Origin of the sequence: Bacillus sp. USDA818B3_A (genome assembly GCF_009928415.1) — a bacterium.
Lineage (GTDB): Bacteria > Bacillota > Bacilli > Bacillales > Cytobacillaceae > Neobacillus.
Map to the genome: position 1 here is coordinate 1 of NZ_JAABNN010000028.1, position 19,960 is coordinate 19,960.

The 19,960-nt window shown below is 38.8% G+C and carries 15 protein-coding genes and 2 riboswitches; of the genes, 3 read left to right on the forward strand and 12 right to left on the reverse strand.

Annotated elements, in window-relative coordinates; genetic code table 11:
• Nucleotides 1-1,588 precede the first annotated feature (1,588 nt).
• The 8 genes from GXK58_RS24415 to metE all read right to left on the reverse strand — a co-directional run bounded on the left by GXK58_RS24415 (nt 1,589) and on the right by metE (nt 14,329).
• The gene (locus GXK58_RS24415; RefSeq protein WP_160725777.1) at nt 1,589-2,458 is read right to left on the reverse strand and encodes an aminoglycoside 6-adenylyltransferase; all 870 of its coding nucleotides are present in this window, start codon (nt 2,456-2,458) and stop codon (nt 1,589-1,591) included.
• A gap of 1,060 nt (nt 2,459-3,518) precedes the next feature.
• Nucleotides 3,519-5,684, reverse strand: coding sequence for a transglycosylase domain-containing protein (locus tag GXK58_RS24420; protein ID WP_160725778.1), 2,166 nt, complete (start codon nt 5,682-5,684; stop codon nt 3,519-3,521).
• Between the two features lie 222 nt (nt 5,685-5,906).
• Complete coding sequence (locus GXK58_RS24425; protein WP_160725779.1) at nt 5,907-6,278, reverse strand: VOC family protein; 372 nt, start codon at nt 6,276-6,278, stop codon at nt 5,907-5,909.
• Nucleotides 6,279-6,447: 169 nt separating this feature from the next.
• Nucleotides 6,448-7,431 (reverse strand): GMP reductase, encoded by a 984-nt coding sequence (guaC, locus tag GXK58_RS24430; RefSeq protein WP_160725780.1) that lies wholly within the window; start codon nt 7,429-7,431, stop codon nt 6,448-6,450.
• 385 nt (nt 7,432-7,816) lie between these two features.
• Nucleotides 7,817-8,284 carry a flavodoxin domain-containing protein gene (locus tag GXK58_RS24435; protein WP_160725781.1) on the reverse strand — a complete coding sequence of 156 codons (468 nt, stop codon included), beginning with the start codon at nt 8,282-8,284 and terminating at the stop codon, nt 7,817-7,819.
• Nucleotide 8,285: 1 nt separating this feature from the next.
• Complete coding sequence (locus GXK58_RS24440) at nt 8,286-9,329, reverse strand: ribonucleotide-diphosphate reductase subunit beta (RefSeq protein WP_160725782.1); 1,044 nt, start codon at nt 9,327-9,329, stop codon at nt 8,286-8,288.
• Nucleotides 9,330-9,347: 18 nt separating this feature from the next.
• Nucleotides 9,348-11,624, reverse strand: a complete 2,277-nt coding sequence (locus tag GXK58_RS24445) for a ribonucleoside-diphosphate reductase subunit alpha (protein WP_160725783.1) — start codon at nt 11,622-11,624, stop codon at nt 9,348-9,350.
• Nucleotides 11,625-11,785: 161 nt separating this feature from the next.
• Nucleotides 11,786-11,963, reverse strand: a riboswitch (cobalamin riboswitch).
• An 86-nt stretch (nt 11,964-12,049) separates the two neighbouring features.
• Nucleotides 12,050-14,329: a 5-methyltetrahydropteroyltriglutamate--homocysteine S-methyltransferase gene (gene metE / locus GXK58_RS24450; RefSeq protein ID WP_160725784.1), complete on the reverse strand. Its 2,280-nt coding sequence runs from the start codon at nt 14,327-14,329 to the stop codon at nt 12,050-12,052.
• Between the two features lie 154 nt (nt 14,330-14,483).
• A riboswitch (cobalamin riboswitch) is annotated at nt 14,484-14,673 on the reverse strand.
• A 150-nt stretch (nt 14,674-14,823) separates the two neighbouring features.
• Between metE and GXK58_RS24455 the strand changes: the two genes are divergently transcribed.
• Nucleotides 14,824-15,039, forward strand: coding sequence for a hypothetical protein (locus GXK58_RS24455; protein ID WP_160725785.1), 216 nt, complete (start codon nt 14,824-14,826; stop codon nt 15,037-15,039).
• A 46-nt stretch (nt 15,040-15,085) separates the two neighbouring features.
• Here GXK58_RS24455 and GXK58_RS24460 read toward each other — a convergent pair whose 3' ends face one another.
• The 3 genes from GXK58_RS24460 to GXK58_RS24470 are packed head-to-tail and all read right to left on the reverse strand — an operon-like array spanning nt 15,086 to nt 17,275.
• Entirely contained in the window at nt 15,086-16,201 is a 1,116-nt protein-coding gene (locus tag GXK58_RS24460) for a cysteine desulfurase family protein (RefSeq protein WP_160725786.1), read from the reverse strand.
• Nucleotides 16,202-16,225: 24 nt separating this feature from the next.
• Nucleotides 16,226-16,951, reverse strand: coding sequence for a gamma-glutamyl-gamma-aminobutyrate hydrolase family protein (locus tag GXK58_RS24465; RefSeq protein WP_160725787.1), 726 nt, complete (start codon nt 16,949-16,951; stop codon nt 16,226-16,228).
• 18 nt (nt 16,952-16,969) lie between these two features.
• Nucleotides 16,970-17,275, reverse strand: a complete 306-nt coding sequence (locus GXK58_RS24470; RefSeq protein WP_160725788.1) for a BC1872 family protein — start codon at nt 17,273-17,275, stop codon at nt 16,970-16,972.
• A gap of 307 nt (nt 17,276-17,582) precedes the next feature.
• Between GXK58_RS24470 and GXK58_RS24475 the strand changes: the two genes are divergently transcribed.
• Together GXK58_RS24475 and GXK58_RS24480 are read left to right on the forward strand one after the other, a co-directional pair.
• Complete coding sequence (locus tag GXK58_RS24475; protein ID WP_160725789.1) at nt 17,583-17,783, forward strand: hypothetical protein; 201 nt, start codon at nt 17,583-17,585, stop codon at nt 17,781-17,783.
• Nucleotides 17,784-17,939: 156 nt separating this feature from the next.
• Entirely contained in the window at nt 17,940-19,007 is a 1,068-nt protein-coding gene (locus GXK58_RS24480) for a sulfite oxidase (RefSeq protein WP_160725790.1), read from the forward strand.
• A 58-nt stretch (nt 19,008-19,065) separates the two neighbouring features.
• Here the strand turns inward: GXK58_RS24480 and GXK58_RS24485 are convergent, their stop codons facing one another.
• Nucleotides 19,066-19,860 carry a GNAT family N-acetyltransferase gene (locus GXK58_RS24485; protein WP_160725791.1) on the reverse strand — a complete coding sequence of 265 codons (795 nt, stop codon included), beginning with the start codon at nt 19,858-19,860 and terminating at the stop codon, nt 19,066-19,068.
• Nucleotides 19,861-19,960: the final 100 nt, after the last annotated feature.

Genomic DNA, 19,960 nt, shown 5'->3' on the forward strand with positions numbered 1-19,960 from the left:
TTGGTAAAAAAGTGTTCAATCTTATCTAGCAGAAACTGTTGATTATAGTCTAGCAGTTACAGCAGGTTCCCCTTTGTTTTTATAAAGAAGATCATCATTTAATTTATAACAGCTATTTGTAATAGGAGTAGAACATAAAACAATGCCATAATATTTATAATTGATTATTCAAAAAAAGAACATGAAAAACACAATATAAAATTAGTCTATATTAAAGATAATTATCTAATCCAAATTCAAGAGCGTAACATAACATACTTAGATTAAGCTTAAAACTAGAGTAATCAATTTCTTTATCGGTTAAAGGTAATCGTAACCCCACTTGTTCTAAAATGACTGGCGGTATATTCTAATTGAGAGAAGTGGCCTGGGAAACAAAAACATTTCACAAATTTTACAAATTATCGGGTTATTAGGATTTGTTTTAGCCTTCTTTCAATTTGAACCTGTATGATTTGTTGGATTCTTCTGCACTGGGGTTTACTACGTAATTAGAAATGAGAGAGTATAAATAGGAAAATAGATTTAGTCTATGGCGAGTATAAACTTCTGTCTTCATTTTATTGCTTGATTACCCAAACTATTATTATTTAACGGGACAGAATAACAACGGTGATTCTTCATCAAAGAAGGTCACCTTTTTATTAATTCAACAAAAAGGATTGTAAAAATATGTCTTAAAATTGCCGGGTGCTTTAGTTTAAGATAAGCTTCCGTTAACTGTGGTTTCTTGTTACATATGGTCTTTATTAGCATGAGAGGTGTGAGTCTCCCATGCTAATAATTCAGGAAATTTATCTTCAAAGCTTTATTAATACTTCATAACCAATTTTGTCTCATTGATGCTCTTTCTGCTCCAATACAGTTTTGGCACTTTATTCATTGGGCCCCCACGACCAACCCTTCTAGAGCGTTAGTTGATAAATATATAGAACAAGTGAACATACAAAAATTCTCATCCTTTCAAAGAATAAATAAAAAGAAAGGAGCGATCGATATGTCGCAGAAAAAGTCCAAATGTAACAAAACTTGTAAAAACTAGCTAAAAGAATTATTGAATTAGATAATACTGAATTTGTGGAAATGGGTTTAAGCCTATAACACTAAAAAATGGACTATCATTTAATGGAGGGCTTAGAGAAGTTGACCTTGCAAATTGCACGATTACAGTAGCAGTTAATCCTTTTTCTAATTTAACTTATAAATGCCGTGATATAAGCTCTTTTCAAATTGTACCTATTATTCACCCCACTCCTACACAAGGGGGTTAGTTTTTGTTTTAGTTCTTTTTTATTGGAAAAATCACCCAATTTTATGTACAGTTATAAATTTTGGTTTTCCACCGTGTAAAATAAGAGACTGCGCAGAATCATAATTAATGTACAGATGCCGGGATTCAGAAACAACGTGTTCTGCCAAAATCACAGTAATTGAATCATTAGCAAACATGCTCTCCCAAGCGTTTAAATCTAGTACATTGAGATCTTCTTCCTGTGCATGAATCCACCCGGTTTATTAATATATTCGCCTGCACCAATAACTAACTTATTCTCTTTTCGTTCATTCTCCAAATAAGATCAACTCATTATTAATATATTCCATTTGCATTTATAGGTAGTTTTTTAACGAGTAGCATATATTTTGTCATGTTCTTGTCGTCATGAATTGGATAAGTAAACGATAACTCCTCTGCCACTTCTTTGGCTAAAATTCGAAAAAGGCCGCAAGTGACAAATATAGATTCCCAAAAAAGGTCATAGTTATGATTAGAATACGTTTCTTTATACATTTCCCAATATATTTCCGGAAGGTACTTTTTAAAGTATTTACCCATCTTCCCCGTTGATACTTGGAAATTATGATTCTTACCAGCCCACCATGAAACCATTTCGTCTAATCTAGCCCTTATAATGGTTTCAAACATTTGTTTAGCATAAGGCAGTTCGTCCCGCCAAATTCCTTTTGCCACGTTTTGCAGGCACCACCAAAAGTCATTACAGCAGCTTAAGAAAAGTGTTTCAGTTGGTCTTTTCACCCAATAATCCATATCCGTAGCTGCAGGTATTACCGGAAGGATGTTGTCCTTATCTAATAACGGGATAGTAAGTTTATCTTCCTTATACTTTTCATGCATAAATTCGATCGTTTCGATATGAAGGTCGATTCGATTTCCATCTGTAAAAAGCATCAAGTATCCGTAAGACTTAACAGGACCCTCAAGTCTATCATTTTTATCAGGCTCTTGTATGATAAGTAACTCTCCAAAAACATGAATCCAATGTTCATTTGTTAAAAAGGAAGCTGTTTCTTTGACGACATACACAATATCATAGTCCTGGAAAATATCCTTTGGGGCATTAGAATTAGTTCTAGAGCCGTTCATATAAACAGCTCTAATTCTCTCATCTTCCTCGGCAATTTTCAGTATTAAATTGTACATTTCCTCTTCGGATCTCATTATTATTCACCTCGAAATATTAGGGAAACGACTAATAAAAACTCCCTCTTTAATGACATTCCTAAACCATCTGAATCACGTTTTTTCAAACCTATGTTTTTAATAAAAGTTTTGTTTCACCTTAGCCAATTCTTTCTATAATTATCACATATCAAATGTCTGTACTAAATTAATTATGAGCTTTCCAACCTTATATTTTTAGAAATATATCCTATCCAGGATACAATCCTTTACTTTAGGATCTCTATCCTTCACAGAACATTTAAATAATATGTATTTAGTTTCAATTTATCAGCTTTAGTTAGATGAACTCAACCTTTATTCAACAAACGAGCATTAATTTAATAAGATGAGGAAAAAGGTTGGTGATATACTTTGCTGGGTCCAATAATTGTTATAGTAAGCGGAATTTTATTTTTCCTGTTGGGCGGGCTTTTTTGGAACACCGGACATACTGAAGAGGCTGCACCTATTTGTTGGGTTATTGGGGTCATTCTGTTCTCTTTGGGATTCGTTAGTTTATTTAGTCCTAAAATTTTAGAAATTCTTTTTAACTACCTTCCTTTTATATGGTTTGAATATTTTTAGTTAAGGTGCTTGTCATCGACCGAATGGATCAAATTTTTCCTCAAACGGGCGATGAAACACCTTGTCATCGATCGAACAGAGCAGATTTTTCTTCAAACGGGCGATGAAACACCTTGTCATCGACCGAACAGAGCAGATTTTTCTTCAAACGGTCGATGAAACACCTTGTCATCGACCGAACGGATCAAATTTTCTCTCAAACGGGCGATGAAACACCTTGTCATCGACCGAACAGATGAAATTTTGCTTCAAACGGGCAATGAAACAGACTCTACATGAAAAAAGAACAATCACTCTATAAATCTAAAAACCTTTCCATCCCCCATTCACACCGTTTCCAACACAAAAAGCCGATTGACAGCTAATAGACTCTCATACTAATAAGAGTCACCCGCTCCAACCGGCTTTCAAATACCATATTCATTCAACTCAACGGGCGATTGGAATCACCAAAACGTCCCCTTGCCCGCCCTTAATCTTTTTTCTTTTTCTCCTTATCCTTTCCTTTTCCCTTCCCATTTTGCTTGTTGGCCTTCTCTGATTGCTTTTTGTTCTCTTGTTTCTCTACCTTTTCCGAAGTCTTTGTCTCTACCTTTTTTGTAGGCTTTGGAGGGACTTCTGCGGAATTGTTCCCTTTAATATATAGCTCATTATTATAACTGTAAACACTGTCTGGCTGCTCGAAACTTGATGAATCTGTTCCAAGTGACTGCATCATGTTCTTAAACATAAGCTGAGAAATCTTCGTCGTATCTCCCGCCAAATAGTTACCAGGACCATTCTTCGCATATCCAGTCCAGACAGCCATCGTATATTGAGGGGTATAACCTACAAACCAACTGTCATTTGTCGCTGTACTTGGATAGCCAAATTCTGCTCTTGTCTCAGCAGTATAATTGGTTGTTCCGGTTTTCCCAGCCACATCTAAGCCTGGGACATTTGCAGTTTTCCCCGTCCCTGCATTTACTACAGAGCGTAACATATCCGTCACCATATAAGCCGTGTAATCCTGCATCACACGTTTCGGCTTTTCCGTAAAATTAATCGTTGTTCCATCCGGAAGCACTACTTTTTGGATAAAATGCGGTTTATTATACATTCCATCATTACCAAAAGCGCTATAGGCGCCTGCCATGGTTAACGGGCTAACCGTATTGCTCCCAATTGAATACGATTCATATACTTGGTCATTTTTAAATGTAATCCCTAATTGTTCTGCAAAAGTCTTTGCCTTATCAAGTCCTACCTCTCGAAGGGTGAGAAGCGCAGGGATATTGTATGAATTCTGCAATGCCGCGCGGATGGTCATCATTCCATGATATCGGTGATCCCAGTTTGAAATCTGCTGGCCCGTTGAATAATAGGTCTCTTTGTCATCGATAAAATGTCCAGTGGACCATTTTAAATTTTCAATTGCTGGTCCATAATCAAAAATAGGTTTAAACGAGGAGCCTGGCTGGCGATTGAGATTGACCGCAAAGTTGTTCCCTAGGAAAGAAGCTTTATAATCGTTTCGCCCGCTGCCAATCGCTTTCACTTCACCTGTTTTTGTATCCAAAAAGGCGAAAGCCCCCTGAAAACCTGAATCTGGATAGGCAATAATTTCATTCGTATTCATCATTTTGTCAGCATAGTCCTGTGCTTTTGGATCTAAGGTAGTATAAATCGATAATCCATCCGTGCTGATGTCAACATCCTTCAGTTTATCTTTTATCTCTTTCACTGCCGCATCCAAAAACGCTTCGTAAGGCATACTTTGTTGTGTGTTTTTTTCTACAAGACCCTCTGTTACGGGAGCCTTTTCTGCTTCCTTCATTTGTTCCTTTGTTATATATCCATCTCTTAGCATTGAACTTAGGACGATATGACGGCGTTTTGTGGCTGCCTCTTTATTTTCTGGTTTGGTCGGATCATAATTATTCGGACTTTGCGTTAGTCCTGCCAGCATCGCTGCCTGGGAGAGCGTCAGTTTTTTCAAATCATCTGCTTCGATCCCGTAGTAATTCTTCGCTGCTGCCGCAACTCCGTATGACCTATTTCCAAGGTATATCTTGTTTAGATACATCATTAATATTTCCTGTTTGGAATACTTCTGTTCCAACTGATAGGCCAAGTCCCATTCTTGCACTTTTCGCTTTAATGTTTTCTCCGGTGTCAAAAAGGAGTTTTTAATCACTTGCTGCGTAATGGTACTCCCGCCCTGGGAACCAAAATTACCAGTTACGTTCACAAAGATCGCTTTTGCTGTCCTCTTTATGTCGATTCCGTGGTGTTCGTAAAAGTGAGAATCCTCCGTTGCTATAAACGCTTGTTCTAATATTTTAGGAATTTGATTGTACGATATTTTAGTACGCTTTTCCTTCCCATATTCATAGATGAAATTTCCGTCTTGATCATAAAACTTCGTTGAAAGCGGGTCTACTAGTTTAGAAGAATCCAGCGTTGGAACATCCTTAATCATGGAAGCAAACGTGATCGCACCTGCACCAGTAGAAACAAGTCCAAGCACTAGACAGACAATAAGTATTTTTTTCCATAAGTAGTTTTTCTTTGGTTTTTGGTTTCTGATTTGTTCATTTTGTTTAGCTCTTTCAGCTTGTTTTCGTTCTTCTCGTGATTGATAGTTGCCTTCAGACATTCAGTTTCCCCCTGTATATTGTATACTCGAAGTTGTTTTAAATAAGGGCATTCTGACTAACCCAATTGTTAACCATATATAGAAGTTCGAAACAAAACTCTATTTTATGAGGGGAGCTGACAAAAAAATTTCTCTTGCGGATGTCAGCTGCTAATAAAACATGAAAAAGCCGGCCTTTCAGCCGGCTTTTTCAGACATTTATCTTAAAAAAAATTCTAAGGATTATTTAAGCCACTCTAGTATTTCGATTCGATTTCCAAAAGGGTCAAATAAATAGAAACGATTTGCACCAGGAAGATTATTATCATCAATCACTTTAATTTCATTGTCGATTAGATACTTTTTTAAGGAATCTATATTTTCTACCTCTAACGCAGGATGAGCCTTTTTTGCCGGTAAAAATGGTTCTTCTACCCCCACGTGGATTTGAATTTTTCCAAATTGAAACCATACCCCGCCACGTTTTTTCAATGCCTCAGGTTTTTCAATTTCTTTGAATCCTAACAAATCCTTGAAAAATCTTCTTGCCGTTTCCTCGCTCCCTGCTGGAGCAGCTAATTGTACATGGTCGATTGCTTTAAAAATGAATGACATCTATAATCCCCCTCATCTTCATTCTATATCCCCATGGTACACTTCATATGATGATATGAAAATTTCATTATTTTTATCAATCTCCATTAGAATAAGTTATGTATGTTTATCAATAAAAAAATGAAAATGAGCAGGTCCATTGAACCTGCCCAGTAGTTGGTTATTTATATTAATAAATCTTATCACCATTGAAGATTGAATTCTTAACTATTACATAATCAACAGTTCTTATTGCAGAGAGCTTGTTGCCACCTGCGTAAGAAATGGAAGATTGAAGATCTTGCTCCATTTCAATTAAAGTATCCTCTAATGCTCCTTTATATTTAACATACATTTTTTTGCCTTCTACATTTCTTTTTTCACCTTTTTGGAACTCGGAAGCAGAACCGAAGTATTCTTTATAAAGTTCTCCGTCCTTTTCGACTGTTTCACCAGGTGATTCTTCATGTCCAGCAAATAAGGATCCAATCATGACCATTGAAGCTCCAAATCTAACGGATTTGGCTATATCACCATGCGTACGGATGCCGCCATCAGCGATAATAGGCTTGCTTGCTGCTTTTGCACACCATCTTAGTGCCGCTAATTGCCAGCCGCCAGTGCCGAATCCAGTTTTAATTTTAGTAATACAAACCTTTCCTGGCCCAATGCCCACTTTCGTCGCATCAGCCCCGGCATTTTCCAGTTCCCTTACTGCTTCAGGTGTTCCGACATTACCTGCGATGACGAAGCTTGCAGGAATAAGTTTCTTGATATGTTGAATCATTTTGATCACCGCATTGGAATGACCATGTGCGATATCAATGGTAATGTATTCAGGCGTTACATTTTCTTCCGCTAATTGTTCTACAAACCGATATTCTTCTTCTTTTACTCCCACACTTATAGAAGCATATAATCCGCGAGAATGCATGTCTCTAACGAAAGACAAGCGAGTCTCTGGCTGAAAACGGTGCATAATATAGAAGTAATTATTCTCTGCTAAATAAACAGCAATTTTTTCATCGATAATCGTCTGCATATTAGCTGGTACGACAGGCAGTTTAAACGTACGGTCTCCAAATTTAACTGTTGTATCACATTCAGAGCGGCTGTTTACAATTGATTTTGCTGGAACAAGTTGAATATCTTCATAATCAAATACGTTATCCATGTTTTTTTCACTCCATCATAAGGTTTATAAGTAAGTTTATTGTTTGTTGTTTTAATAAAAAAATAAGCTCTTTATTAAAAATGTTCATTAGTGGTGAACAATATCATCTACATATTTTTAATACTATTATTCTCGAACACAAAATAGATTGTATAACACGAATATTGCATTTGTCAATCATTATTAATGTTCGTATTTAGGGAGTTTGATGCCCTTTCATACTATAAAAACAAAATTCATCTTACACTTAATGCTCATTTTTTCACAATTTATAATAGTATGTACTTAATTTGGATCTGAGGTGTTTGGCTAATTAACAAAAAGGGCCCCATTGCATCAGGCCCTTTAAAGCTACACCATTTAATTCATCTCTTACCCTTAATTTTCAGTTATTTATTAGCCAAGCGCCCTTCTCATATGAATTGGCCTTTTTTACGATTGATTCAACAAACCTTTGGCTTCGATGATAATCCTGTATTTGCGGAACCAGTTCAACCTTTAACGTGGCGGCCAAGGTGGTGTGGACGTACAGCATATCTCGAAATAGATCAACTGCTCCGCAATACTTCGGATAAAAGCTATCCCCCGTCCCAAAAACGGCAGTGACCAATTCTTTGTTTTCAAGTTTCTCAAAAGCATGATAGAGTTTCCACATTTCTTTGGGAATTTCACCGTCTCCCCAAGAATAAGTGCCAATGGCAACGGCCTCAAAACGTTTTAGATTCTCTATTGGAAAGTCCTCGACCTGATAGAGCTGGACATTCTTAGAATATGGTAGAAAGTTTCGGTAAATGACCCCGGCCAAATCCTTCGTATTTCCTGTCACAGACGCATAAACAATCGCGATTTTCATCTTATAACTCATCAAATCCATTGGACTGTGAAACTTTCGAGTATGTCCTTGATTTCTGCTCAAAGAAATCCGATTTCGTTTCATTCACCATGTCATCCCCAAACACTTGAATCCATGGCATCGGGTTATTTTTTTCAGGAAAAAGGTTGTTTAATCCTAGCTGTCTCAACCGTTTGTTTGCAAGATATTCAACATATTCTTCAAACTCCTGTAAATCAATGCCCTTAATTTCAGCTAGAATGTAATGGGCCCATTCTTTTTCAAGCTCTACAGCCTTGCCGATGGTTTCATAGACATAATTGATATTCTGTTCGGTATTCAATTCAGGGTTTTCCGTTAAAAGGATCCGGATAAACTGAGCAATAAAATAGGCATGCTGCATTTCATCCCGTTGAATATAACTGATCATCGTGCTCGTTTTGAGCATTTTTTGCTGCCTAGCGAGGTGATAAAAGAAAGCAAAACCGGCATAAAAATAGATGCCTTCCAGATTAATCGAGTTTACACCCAATTGAAATAACGACTGTGGTGTGGGATTTTCTCTAAAATGTTCATATGCATCCAAAATTAATTGGTTTCTTTTCCGGACAATTGGATCCATTTTGGCTTGGTTGAACCGTTCATTTTGTTCGCCTATCGGAACCAATGAGCTCAGAATATAAGAATAAGATTCATTGTGGACTGCCTCCTGCTGTGAAATGACCGCAAAGATCGATTTGAAACTAGAGTCGGTTACATAGTCCATCACTTGGCTCATCGTTGGTGTCTGCAGGCTGTCAAGGGATGCCAGCTGTGTGTTAATACGCAGAAATACGTCCTTTTCTGTTTCACTTAAAAATTCCCATTGTTTAATATCATCCTGCATATTAATTTCTTGTGCCTTCCAAAAGTTTGCCAGCAGGGTTTGGTACAAATCATACATTTTGGGATAGGCGATATCGTTCCAATTGAGCAGGCCTGATGACTTGCCGTTGATGATTCCAGTCGATTTGTTGGGATATTCCGGGTTTAACAGTTTTATTTTTGTTAATGGTGTATTAATCATCGTTTATGTCCCCTCTTCCTAGCTATGACACGCTTCACATTCTTCAATTTCTGTCTGCGATGTACTTCTGACGTAATAAGTTGTTTTTAATCCTTGTTTCCACGCTTCCATATGAAGGTTCAATAAGTCCTTCGCTTTAATGTCATGCCGAACATAAAGATTAAAGCTGATGGATTGGTCAATATGCCGCTGGCGGGCGGCGTTCTGGCGAATACTCCAGGTTTGATCCAAGGCATGTCTTGTCCGGCGATAAAAGTTATAGGTGTTGTGGTCTAAATCAGGTGCGGTCACTTTAAATTTAAAGTTCTTTTTCTCTTCTGCGTATTCGACTGCATACAACGGATCAATTCCATCTGTCGAGCCGCCGATTTTGGCGGTTGATGAATTAGGAGCAATGGCCATCATCCAGCCATTCCTCACTCCGTATCGAGAAACCTCGCTTTGGAGTTGTTTCCACCGTTCACTGTCATATCCTTTTCGCTCGAAATAACGCCCTGTTTGCCATTCTGATCCTTCAAACTTGCTATAAAAGCCCTTCTCTTTTGCCAATTCCACCGAAGAACGAATGGTATGGAAAGCAATATCTTCATAAAGCCGATCGGCAAATGCAACTGCCTCATCCGATTCCCAGTAAATCCCCTCTAACGCCAAGAGATGATGCCAGCCAAATGTACCTAAGCCAACGGCACGGTATTTTTTATTGGTGGCTTCTGCTTGTCCGACGGAAATGGTATTCAGATCGATTGCATTATCTAACATTCTTACTTGGATAGGAATGAGCCGTTCTAAAACTTGAACCGATTTTGGCAAGTTAATAGATGATAAATTACATACAACAAAATCTCCTGGCTTACGGATAATGACAATGTTGCCTTCTTCATCCTTGTATTCTTTTACAATGGTCGTAGCGGACATGTTCTGCGCAATCTCTGTACATAAATTACTGCAATAGATCGAAGTGCGGCCTATTCCGAGTATATGTTTGTTAGGATTTTGGCGATTCACTTCATCACGATAAAACATGTAAGGCGTACCCGTCTCCAATTGAGAAATCATGATTCGCGCCATTATATCCATCGCCCGATACGTTTTCCGGGGGAGTAAGGGATGTTTTACCGCTTCTTCATATTTCTTGGTAAAAAACTTTTCGTCCGCCTCGTCATAAAAATCTTCTAAACCAAGCGGAGTTCCGTTTTCATCTTTCCAGCCCATGGTCTGTTTCACTTGATGAGGGCAAAAGGTATGCCATTCCCCAATGCTTCGGCCATTTTCATCGACCTCTTCTAGTTTCTTCATAAACAAATCAGGGATGGACACCCCGGTGAAAATATCATGTGCCTTACGTCTTTCGTCGCCATTGTTTGTTTTTAAATCTAAAAAGCCATTCATCATATCTTTATGGAAAACATCTAAGTAGACCGCGATGGCTCCTTGTCTTTGTCCAAGTTGGTCCACACTCACCGCTGTGTCGTTAATCAGACGGATCCAAGGAACCACGCCGGATGAGTTCCCTTTGAATTTTTTAATATCAGAACCTAAGGCACGCACCTTTCCGAAATAGATTCCAATCCCGCCGCCACCTTTACTCAACCTGGCAATATCCCAATTGTTTAAATAGATTCCATCCAAGGAATCGTCGACGGTGTCAATAAAACAAGAGGAAAGCTGCCCAAAGCTTTTTCCGGCATTGGAAAGCGTCGGTGTCGCGACCGTCATATACAGGTTGCTCAATGCCCAATAGGCTTCTTTTACATATGATAATCGTTTATGTTTTGGTTCGTTTTTCATTAAGGTCATGGCGATAATCATAAAACGTTCTTGAGGCAGTTCGTAGACATTTCCCTCGTAGTCTTTTGCTAAGTAGCGATCGGCTAGTAAAAATAACCCTATGTAATTAAACAGAAAGTCTTTATCCGAATCCATTTCCTTTCCCAAGGTTTCAATCTCTTCCTTGGAATATTCATTTAGGATTTCTTCATTGTAGATGCCTATTTTCGTTAGATATGTAAGTAATGTATAGAAATCACCATATTTTTCTTCTGGTTCAAATCCTCTATGCTTGGCTGCCTGATGGTATAATTCATTTAAATAAAGGTGTGCAGCCAGAAAGGTCCAGTTTGGATCTGCCATGGAGATTTGATTCAAGGCATAGAGCAGTGATTCTTCCTTTCGTGAAGATTCCTCGAGGTCTGCGATTCTTTGGAGCAGCTGGGTTGTATCCAATTTATATTTTTCATTAGCTCTTTTGATCGCTTCAAAAACAGTATCCATTTCAGGATGATTTTTAACAGTCATAGTAATTACCCCTTTTATAGTTACAAATTTCGCAACCAACAACAAAAAACCCATCTTCATGGAAGATGGGTAAATAAAACGTGGATTAATCTAGTAAAACAGCAGTATCGCTGTATTAGTCAGAATATCCCTCGTTTTATTTTCCCACTTCCCGAAGAAAATAATACGTTATAAAAATGGCAGGTCTCCTGACTCATGCTTTAGCCTACTCTAATCCCTTCCCGTCTTAAGGACAGTGGATACGATTATTTCGTCGCATTTACAGTTGCGGGTACAGTTCTGGATTCTCACCAGATTCCCTATTAAGTCTATCTAGACACCATTTTCATTGGTCACTATCTATATTTAGTGTTACCTTTTAAAAATAAACACTAAATATTGTATATCAACTAATATAGTATACTACTTACACTTTTACAAGTATTTTATTTTTTCACAACTAGCTTTTCTCTCACTTGCTTTGCAGCCTCAACCATGACTTCTAGTCCTGCAACAGTTTCCTCTATCCCGCGGGTTTTCAATCCACAGTCAGGATTAATCCAGAATAGCTTTGGATCAAGGACTTGAAGGGCACGTTCAATGTTTCTCATTAATTCTTCAAGTGCAGGCACGCGTGGACTATGAATATCGTAAACTCCTAGACCAATCCCTTTATCATACGTATTCTTTTCAAAGGCAGAAAGTAATTCGCCATGGCTCCTGGATGTCTCAATGGAAATCACATCCGCATCAAGTGCATTTATTGCATCGATGATATCTTCAAAATTGGCATAACACATATGGGTATGAATTTGTGTTTCATTTTGGACCGATGTGGTTGCAAGCTTGAAAGCATAGACCGCAGCATTCAAATAGTCATCCCAGTTTTCACGCTTTAATGGCAGCCCTTCACGAAGAGCCGGTTCATCCACTTGAATCATGCTAATTCCATTTGCTTCTAGCAATTCTACTTCCTTTCGAAGGGCAAGGGCAATCTGATTCGCCACCTCATAGCGCGGAATATCGTCACGGACAAACGACCAGTTCAATATCGTAATGGGACCAGTCAGCATCCCTTTCACCGGCTTCGTTGTTAACCCTTGAGCATAGACCGTTTCCTTCACGGTCATCGGATCTTGGAATGAAACGTCCCCATAGATAAGCGGCGGCTTTACACAGCGTGATCCATAGGACTGGACCCAGCCGAATTTCGTAAACTGGAACCCAGCTAATTTTTCACCAAAATATTCTACCATATCGGTGCGTTCAAACTCTCCATGAACGAATACATCCATACCTAGTTTTTCTTGAATTTCTATCCATTTTTCTATTTCTGCATTGATATATTTCTCATATTCCGCATCGGTTAACTCACCTTTACGCCACAGCTGACGCTTTTTTCGCACCTCCTGTGTTTGCGGGAAGCTCCCAATCGTTGTTGTGGGCAGAAGCGGTAATTGGAATGTCGTTTCTTGAAGGGCTTGTCGAACATTAAATGGTACTTCACGCTCAGCACGAAATGATGCCAAGTTTTGAATGTCTTTTTGAACCTGCTGATTGTTTCGGAACGTTGATTCATTTAATGCTTGAATCGCTTTTGCACTAGCAGCGAGTTCTTCCTGGATGGAATCTATTCCTTGTCGGAGTCCTTTTGTTAGAAGAACCACTTCATGCAGTTTTTCATCCGCAAAGGATAAGGCATTTTTTAGCACCTCTTCAAGTGTGTCCTCACTCTCCACGGTTACAGGTACATGTAACAAGCTGGATGAAGGCTGGACGATTAAGCGATCCTTTGAAACAATCTCCGCAATCTCAGCAAGCAGTGATGCCTTTTCAGCAAGATCGGCGCGCCAAATATTTCTTCCATCGAGAACCCCAGCCGCAAGTACCTTTTCTTTTGGAAAACCAAAATTCTTCAGAGAAACAAGATTTCCGCCGCGATCATGGACAAAATCCAACCCAATTCCTTGAACTGGTAGTGCAATGATCTCTTGATAATAATCTATTTTATCAAAATAGGTTTGCAATAGAATGTTTACATCAGGTGCAGCCCCATTCAATTGCTGGTAAACGTCTGCGAATAGCTCGATCTCTTCTCTTAAAAGTGATGTTGCTAAGATTGGTTCATCGATCTGAACCCATTCAACTCCCTCCGCCTGAAGTTCACACAGTATTTCTTTATATAGCGGGACGAACAATTGGACCATTTCTTTTAGATTGCTATAGCCCTTTGATAGCTTAACAAATGTGATAGGACCTAGTATGACCGGCTTACCTTCGATCCCAAGTTTTTGCTTTGCCTCTTTAAAAAAACGAAGCGGGCGGTTTTCCACTAGAGCCGGTGCCGCTTGGTCCAGTTCAGGAACGATATAGTGATAGTTCGTGTTAAACCATTTGGTCATTTCCGCCGCTACAGCACCCTTTGTTCCTCGTGCGATTTCGAAATAGGTTTCTAGAGATACTTCTCCACCCTTATAATCAAACCGCTCTGGGACTAGGCCGAACATTACTGCTGTATCAAGAACATGGTCATAAAGGCTAAAGTCACCAACGGGAATCAGGTCAATTCCTTTGTCCTTTTGCTTTTGAAGCTGCCGCAGCCGGAAGTCCTCCATTTGTTTTAAAAATAGCTCTTTTTCTAATTGTCCTGCCCAAAACTGTTCCAGTGTTTTTTTCCATTCTCGTTTTTCTCCAATTCTTGGATACCCTAAATTCGAACTAATCATTTCCTGGACACTTCCTTTTATGTTTGTATTTTTGTCCCAATAAAAAAATCTCCCTTTCAATAGAAAGAGAGATTAGTACGCATAGTTAACTAGAATTGAGACCTTTGATTTTCTCAAGCACGTATTCCTCACTCCCCCCTATAAACCCGTAGAGTACAAGCGCATACAACAGGCAGGTCTCCTGGCTTAGGTTCATCGCTTCTTATCCCTTCCCATTTCAATTGAAACAGTGGTTTTTTGATAAGTTGCTCACCATTACAGTGGCGGGACCGCTCCGGAATTTCACCGGTCTTCCCTTTTAAGCTGAGTCAAAAATACACAGCACCTGATGCATTAGATATGTAATTTTTACAAACATTTTGAATTTAATAGCCATCTTAGCATGTATACTCGATGCTGTCAAAGTAGAATTTTTTTCTAATTAGAAATAATGCTTTCTGAAAAATTGGAAATAGTAAATAAGTAGAATTTTTTTATATGCAGGAGGGACAGTCATGGAGGAAAGAAAACCAAACTTCCATAAAGAATCAATTAAAAGTTCGCATGAGAATGAACCAGCCTTTAACGTATACCTTGATGAAGCTTTAGTTGCAGAGGTACGAGGCAGTGATCCAACTAAATTAACGGTCATTCCGATGAGGGAACTTAATGATTATGAGGAAGACAAGCTTCATGAGTACATTGAATCAATGGTTTCTGAGCAAGAATAGTAAATACAATAAAACGGACTAACGCCCATTCGTTAGTCCGTTTTTGTTAGATTACTTTTTTTAACAACAGAATGGTTCGATCAACTTCGTCTTTTGTTGTGTACCTGCCTAAACTAAAACGAATCGCCCCCATCCCAACTTCCTCAGGGACGGCCATCTCCTTTAGTACCGGAGATAATTCAATGCTCCCGGCATGACAGGCCGAACCTGTCGAGGCAGCTAAACTTGGGATTGCGGATAAGATGTCTTGACCTATTTTTCTAACAAAACTTACATTTAATGTATTGGGCAGTCTTTGTTCGGGATGCCCGTTCAACACAACTTGTTCACCAAATTCAGCCTTTAATTGGTTCCAAAAATAGTTGGTAAGCTCCTTTAAACCAGGATTTCCTTCTTCCTGTTTCGCTAGTTCACAAGCCTTCCCTAAGCCGACAGCCAATAATGTATTTTCCGTACCTGCACGAAGCCCGAACTCATGCCCGGCCCCGTGAATGAGCGGTTCAAGTTCAATTCCATTTCTTATATATAGCGCGCCGATCCCTTTTGGGGCATATAGTTTATGGCCTGCAATCGTGAGCAAGTCTACATTAAGCTCATCTACATGGATAGGAACTTTACCTGCGGATTGTGATGCATCTGTATGAAAGGCAATTCCATATTTATCAGCTATTTCACCAATCTCTTTAATAGGCTGCAAAGTACCTGTTTCATTATTGGAGTGCATGATGGAAATGAGAATGGTTTCGTTCGTGATGGCCTTTTCGATTTCCTCCGGAATCACTCTTCCGTATCTATCAACACCCACGTACGTCACTTTTGCCCCCACTTGTTCTAGGAACCTGCAAGGATTCATGATCGCAGGGTGTTCAATTTTGGACGTAATAATGTGGCTGCCCTTATGGCGATTTTTAAAATAAAAGCCTTTTAATGCCAGATTATTCGCTTCGCTGCCACCACTCGTAAAAATGATTTCTCCCGCTGAGCTGCCGACTAAATCAGCCACCTGTTCTCTGGCATTCTGCAATAACGCCTTAACAGGTTTTCCCGCCCAGTGTAAGGCGGAGGGATTACCATAAAAGTCCGTCAACAGCGGCTGCATGGCATCTGCTGCTTCAGGAGCCAATGGGGTACTGGCATTGTAATCAAGATAAATTTTCTCCAAGTACGTTACCTCCATTCATTGATTTTAAACTGGAACTTTTACACTGCTTTTAATAAATTCGACGAACAAATGGTTCATCTGATCATTGGTGCTTGCCATGGATTCTGGATGCCACTGGACTCCCAGTGTAAAAGTGCTCGGATAAATATATTCAACAGCCTCAATAATTCCGTCAGAAGCTTCGGCAACTACTCGCAGATCCCAGCCCAGCCTATCTATCGATTGATGATGCAGACTATTAACTCTTACTTTCTCAGAACCTAGGATTTCAAATAATTTACTATCCTTATCGATGCTCACCCAATGAGTATCCCGACTCCTATTTACTATTTGTGTATGTTGAATCGGCTCTTTTACTTGACTAGGAATATCTTGTACTAACGTTCCGCCTAAGGCCACATTCAAAATTTGAATACCTCTGCAAATCGCGAGCAATGGGATATTGTTTTCGATTGCATATTTGGCAATGGCAATCTCAGCCAAGTCCCGCTCCGGTGTCGTTGGTCCTAGCTGCGGATGAGGATCCTCACCGAAAAATTTCGGGTCCACATCTTCTCCCCCACTTAGGATAATCCCGTCACAGAGCGGCAGTGTTTCTAGAGCGATTTCTGCATTAATATATGGAAGAATGATTGGTATTCCTCCATTAGCTGCCACTGTCTTATGATAATCATGGTGCACATAGACACCTTCCATATAGTAATTATGGTTCACATAGGCACCGGTAATGCCAATAATAGGTTTTTTCATGTTCGTTCTCTCCTTTATCTAGAGCCAGGCTTCGTCGATCGAGCTATTATCTGCGATTGAAAAGGCTGCGTTCGTAATCGCTTGTGCCAAGGTTTCACCCGTTTCACAAACATCATCAAACCAGACTTCAGTTGTTCCATTTGTTTTATAAACAAAGCCCAGCTCCTTTAGTTTTTCAACAAGAAGCAGGGCATGTTCTAAGTTTTCTTCCGGTTGGAACGCTGAAACAGGCACGAAAATTTCCTTTTCAAAATCATACCATCGGTCCCACCGATTTAGCTTCCAGCCTAGGATTCTGCGTGCAAGGATTTCTATTTTGTTCATAGTATGTATTTCTCCTTTTTTTCTAGGTCTTACTATTTTACCATTTTCATAGTTGCGCTCCTATATATTCATTGCAAGCTGCCTGAAAATCAAATATATTCACAAAATCGCCACATTCTACTATACTGAGACTTACTACCTTTTTTCTAGGTTTTATTTCGTATAAAATGGGAAAATAAACATTGAGGTGAGAAAAATGAAAATTACAATCACAAAAGATGCCAAGCAACAGCTCATCACACAGCTTGGTGAGGAACCAACCGTTCGATTGAACGAAATCCGAACCACAGGTTGAGGGGCGACCTTTATGTATGAACTTGCTCAGGTTGAGCAGTCAGATAATGATGAAGTATTTCAAATTGATGAATTTACCATATTAATTGACCCACTGGTCATTAGTCATTTAGATGGAGATGTTGTGATTGATCATAATAAAAATTATGGCTTTATCCTAAAGAATAGTTACGAGATTTTAACGTTTGGGATGAAATTAACAAAGAACATCTAAACTTAATTAACCTAATAAAACAGCCACTGTTGCAGGCCAAACAGTGGCTGTTTCATCGATTTATGATTATTAAACAAATGAAACGGTCTCTTCATTTGAATAATAAACCTCCGACTACATATGCATTAAATAGGCATAGTTTAAGGAGGCATCAACTTGAGAAATTTTCATCAACCAGAGGTAAAGCCCTACCTCATTACAAAGTCACTAACCCCAGAAAACCAGGAAACACCTATACATTTTATAAATGGAGATATCGTTGATCACTCATTATTTTATAGAAGAAATCATTTTTCGTATCCTCACTTTACATCGTCCTTCTACTTTCTTTCCATTCGTGGACTCGTGCCAGCTCCAAGAACATTTTCTTTACAGGAAATATACTCACTGCCACCTAGAACAATCAAAACGGTCTTAGAATGTTCAGGAGATAAACGTGAATTCTTTGAACCAAAAGTATTTGGGGAACAATGGGAAAAAGGTGCGATCAGTCAAGGGATTTGGAAAGGGGTTTCATTAAGGACCCTCTTGCAGTACACTGGGTTGATGGATTCAGCCAAAGAAATCCTTTTTGAAGGTTACGATTATGGAGAACGGCCCAATTCTGACCAGGTGGTTCATTTTTCAAGAAGCTTACCCATCGAAAAAGCCCTAGAACCAGATACGATTATTGCTTATGAATATAATAATCAGCCCCTTCCTTTCAAACATGGTTATCCCTTCAGATTAATTGTTCCAGGATGGTATGCCATGGCATCTGTAAAATGGATTAAAAGTATCACAATCATAGACAAAGAATTTAAAGGCCCCTTCCAAGCAGTGGACTATGTTTACTATCCAAACAAAGAAAATGATAGCGGAAAGTTTCCTGTCACCACCATCAATGTAAACTCCACGATACAATCCCCTTTAAATAGGCAGCTATTAAATACAGGGATCTATCCAATAAAAGGAATTGCATGGACTGGAAATGGTAATATCGTAAAAGTAGAACTTAGTCTGGATGATGGTCAGACTTGGGAAACCTGTCAATTAACTTCTACATCTGAAGAGTACTCATGGGTTTCTTGGAATTATCAATGGGATGTGCGTAAAAAAGGTGAATACACACTAAAATCGAAAGCAACTGATTCTCATGGTAATGTTCAACCATCCAAACCATATTGGAACCGAAAGGGCTATGGTTACAATGCTATTGATAGTGTCAATGTTAAAGTGGTATAAAACCCAACATAAAAAGCTAAGGCAGAGCTGAATCTCTGCCTTTTACATTTCCGTTCACTTATTTATAGGTATACATCATCCAGAATCCAATGTCTTCAAAACCGATCCGTTTATAGATGGCTCCAGCATCAGGATTATCGTAGAATAAACACAGTTCTTTTCCTTCTGCTAAAAGCTGACTGCATAACTTCAGCATACATCTACTTGCATATCCCTTTTTCTTATATTGTTCTAGTGTAGCAACACCCACCACCATCGCTGACATGGAATTTTCTGCTGCCGTTGAGGCGGTTGATACGATTTTTCCATCTGCCTTTATATAAAATGATCGGGCACTCCCATCTGTCAATTCCCGCCGCTTTCTTTCTAATGTCATCGTCGATTCACTAAATTCAGGAATGGAATTTAATAATTCAACAAGTTCCTCTGCATCGTCAGGAATTGCTTGCTGTACATTTGATAAATCGAAACTATTTGCATGCGTATGTAACTTTGTACATTTGGCATAAAAGAGTTGTCTCTTCCTTTTACAGGGCTGACTCAAGCAAGGCTCAATTTGTGCGGTAATTTCCTTTAGTCCGGACATCATCTTAAAAGAAGAGTCACTAGACATAATCTCTGCAAATCCCCTGGCATTAAATGTTCCTGGTGCAAAAGGAATATAATTTTCCTCGAATTTTAACAAAACAGCAATCAGTTCACCACTTTCATTAAACTCTCCCCATAGCTTTTGAAAGTCTTGATCATATCCGTATACTTCAATGTCACCAATGATAAACAAGTTTTCAGCAGGTTTGGTTTTCAATAATCTCATACAAACGTCATGGTCCTTTTTATTTAATCTTCTTAACATTGTTCTCCCCCCTTTTAATTTTCATCTAGCAGAATTTTCCTAATAATTAATTAGTATAGTATGAACTCAGCTAACATGGAAGAAAACTTTTTAATCCCTT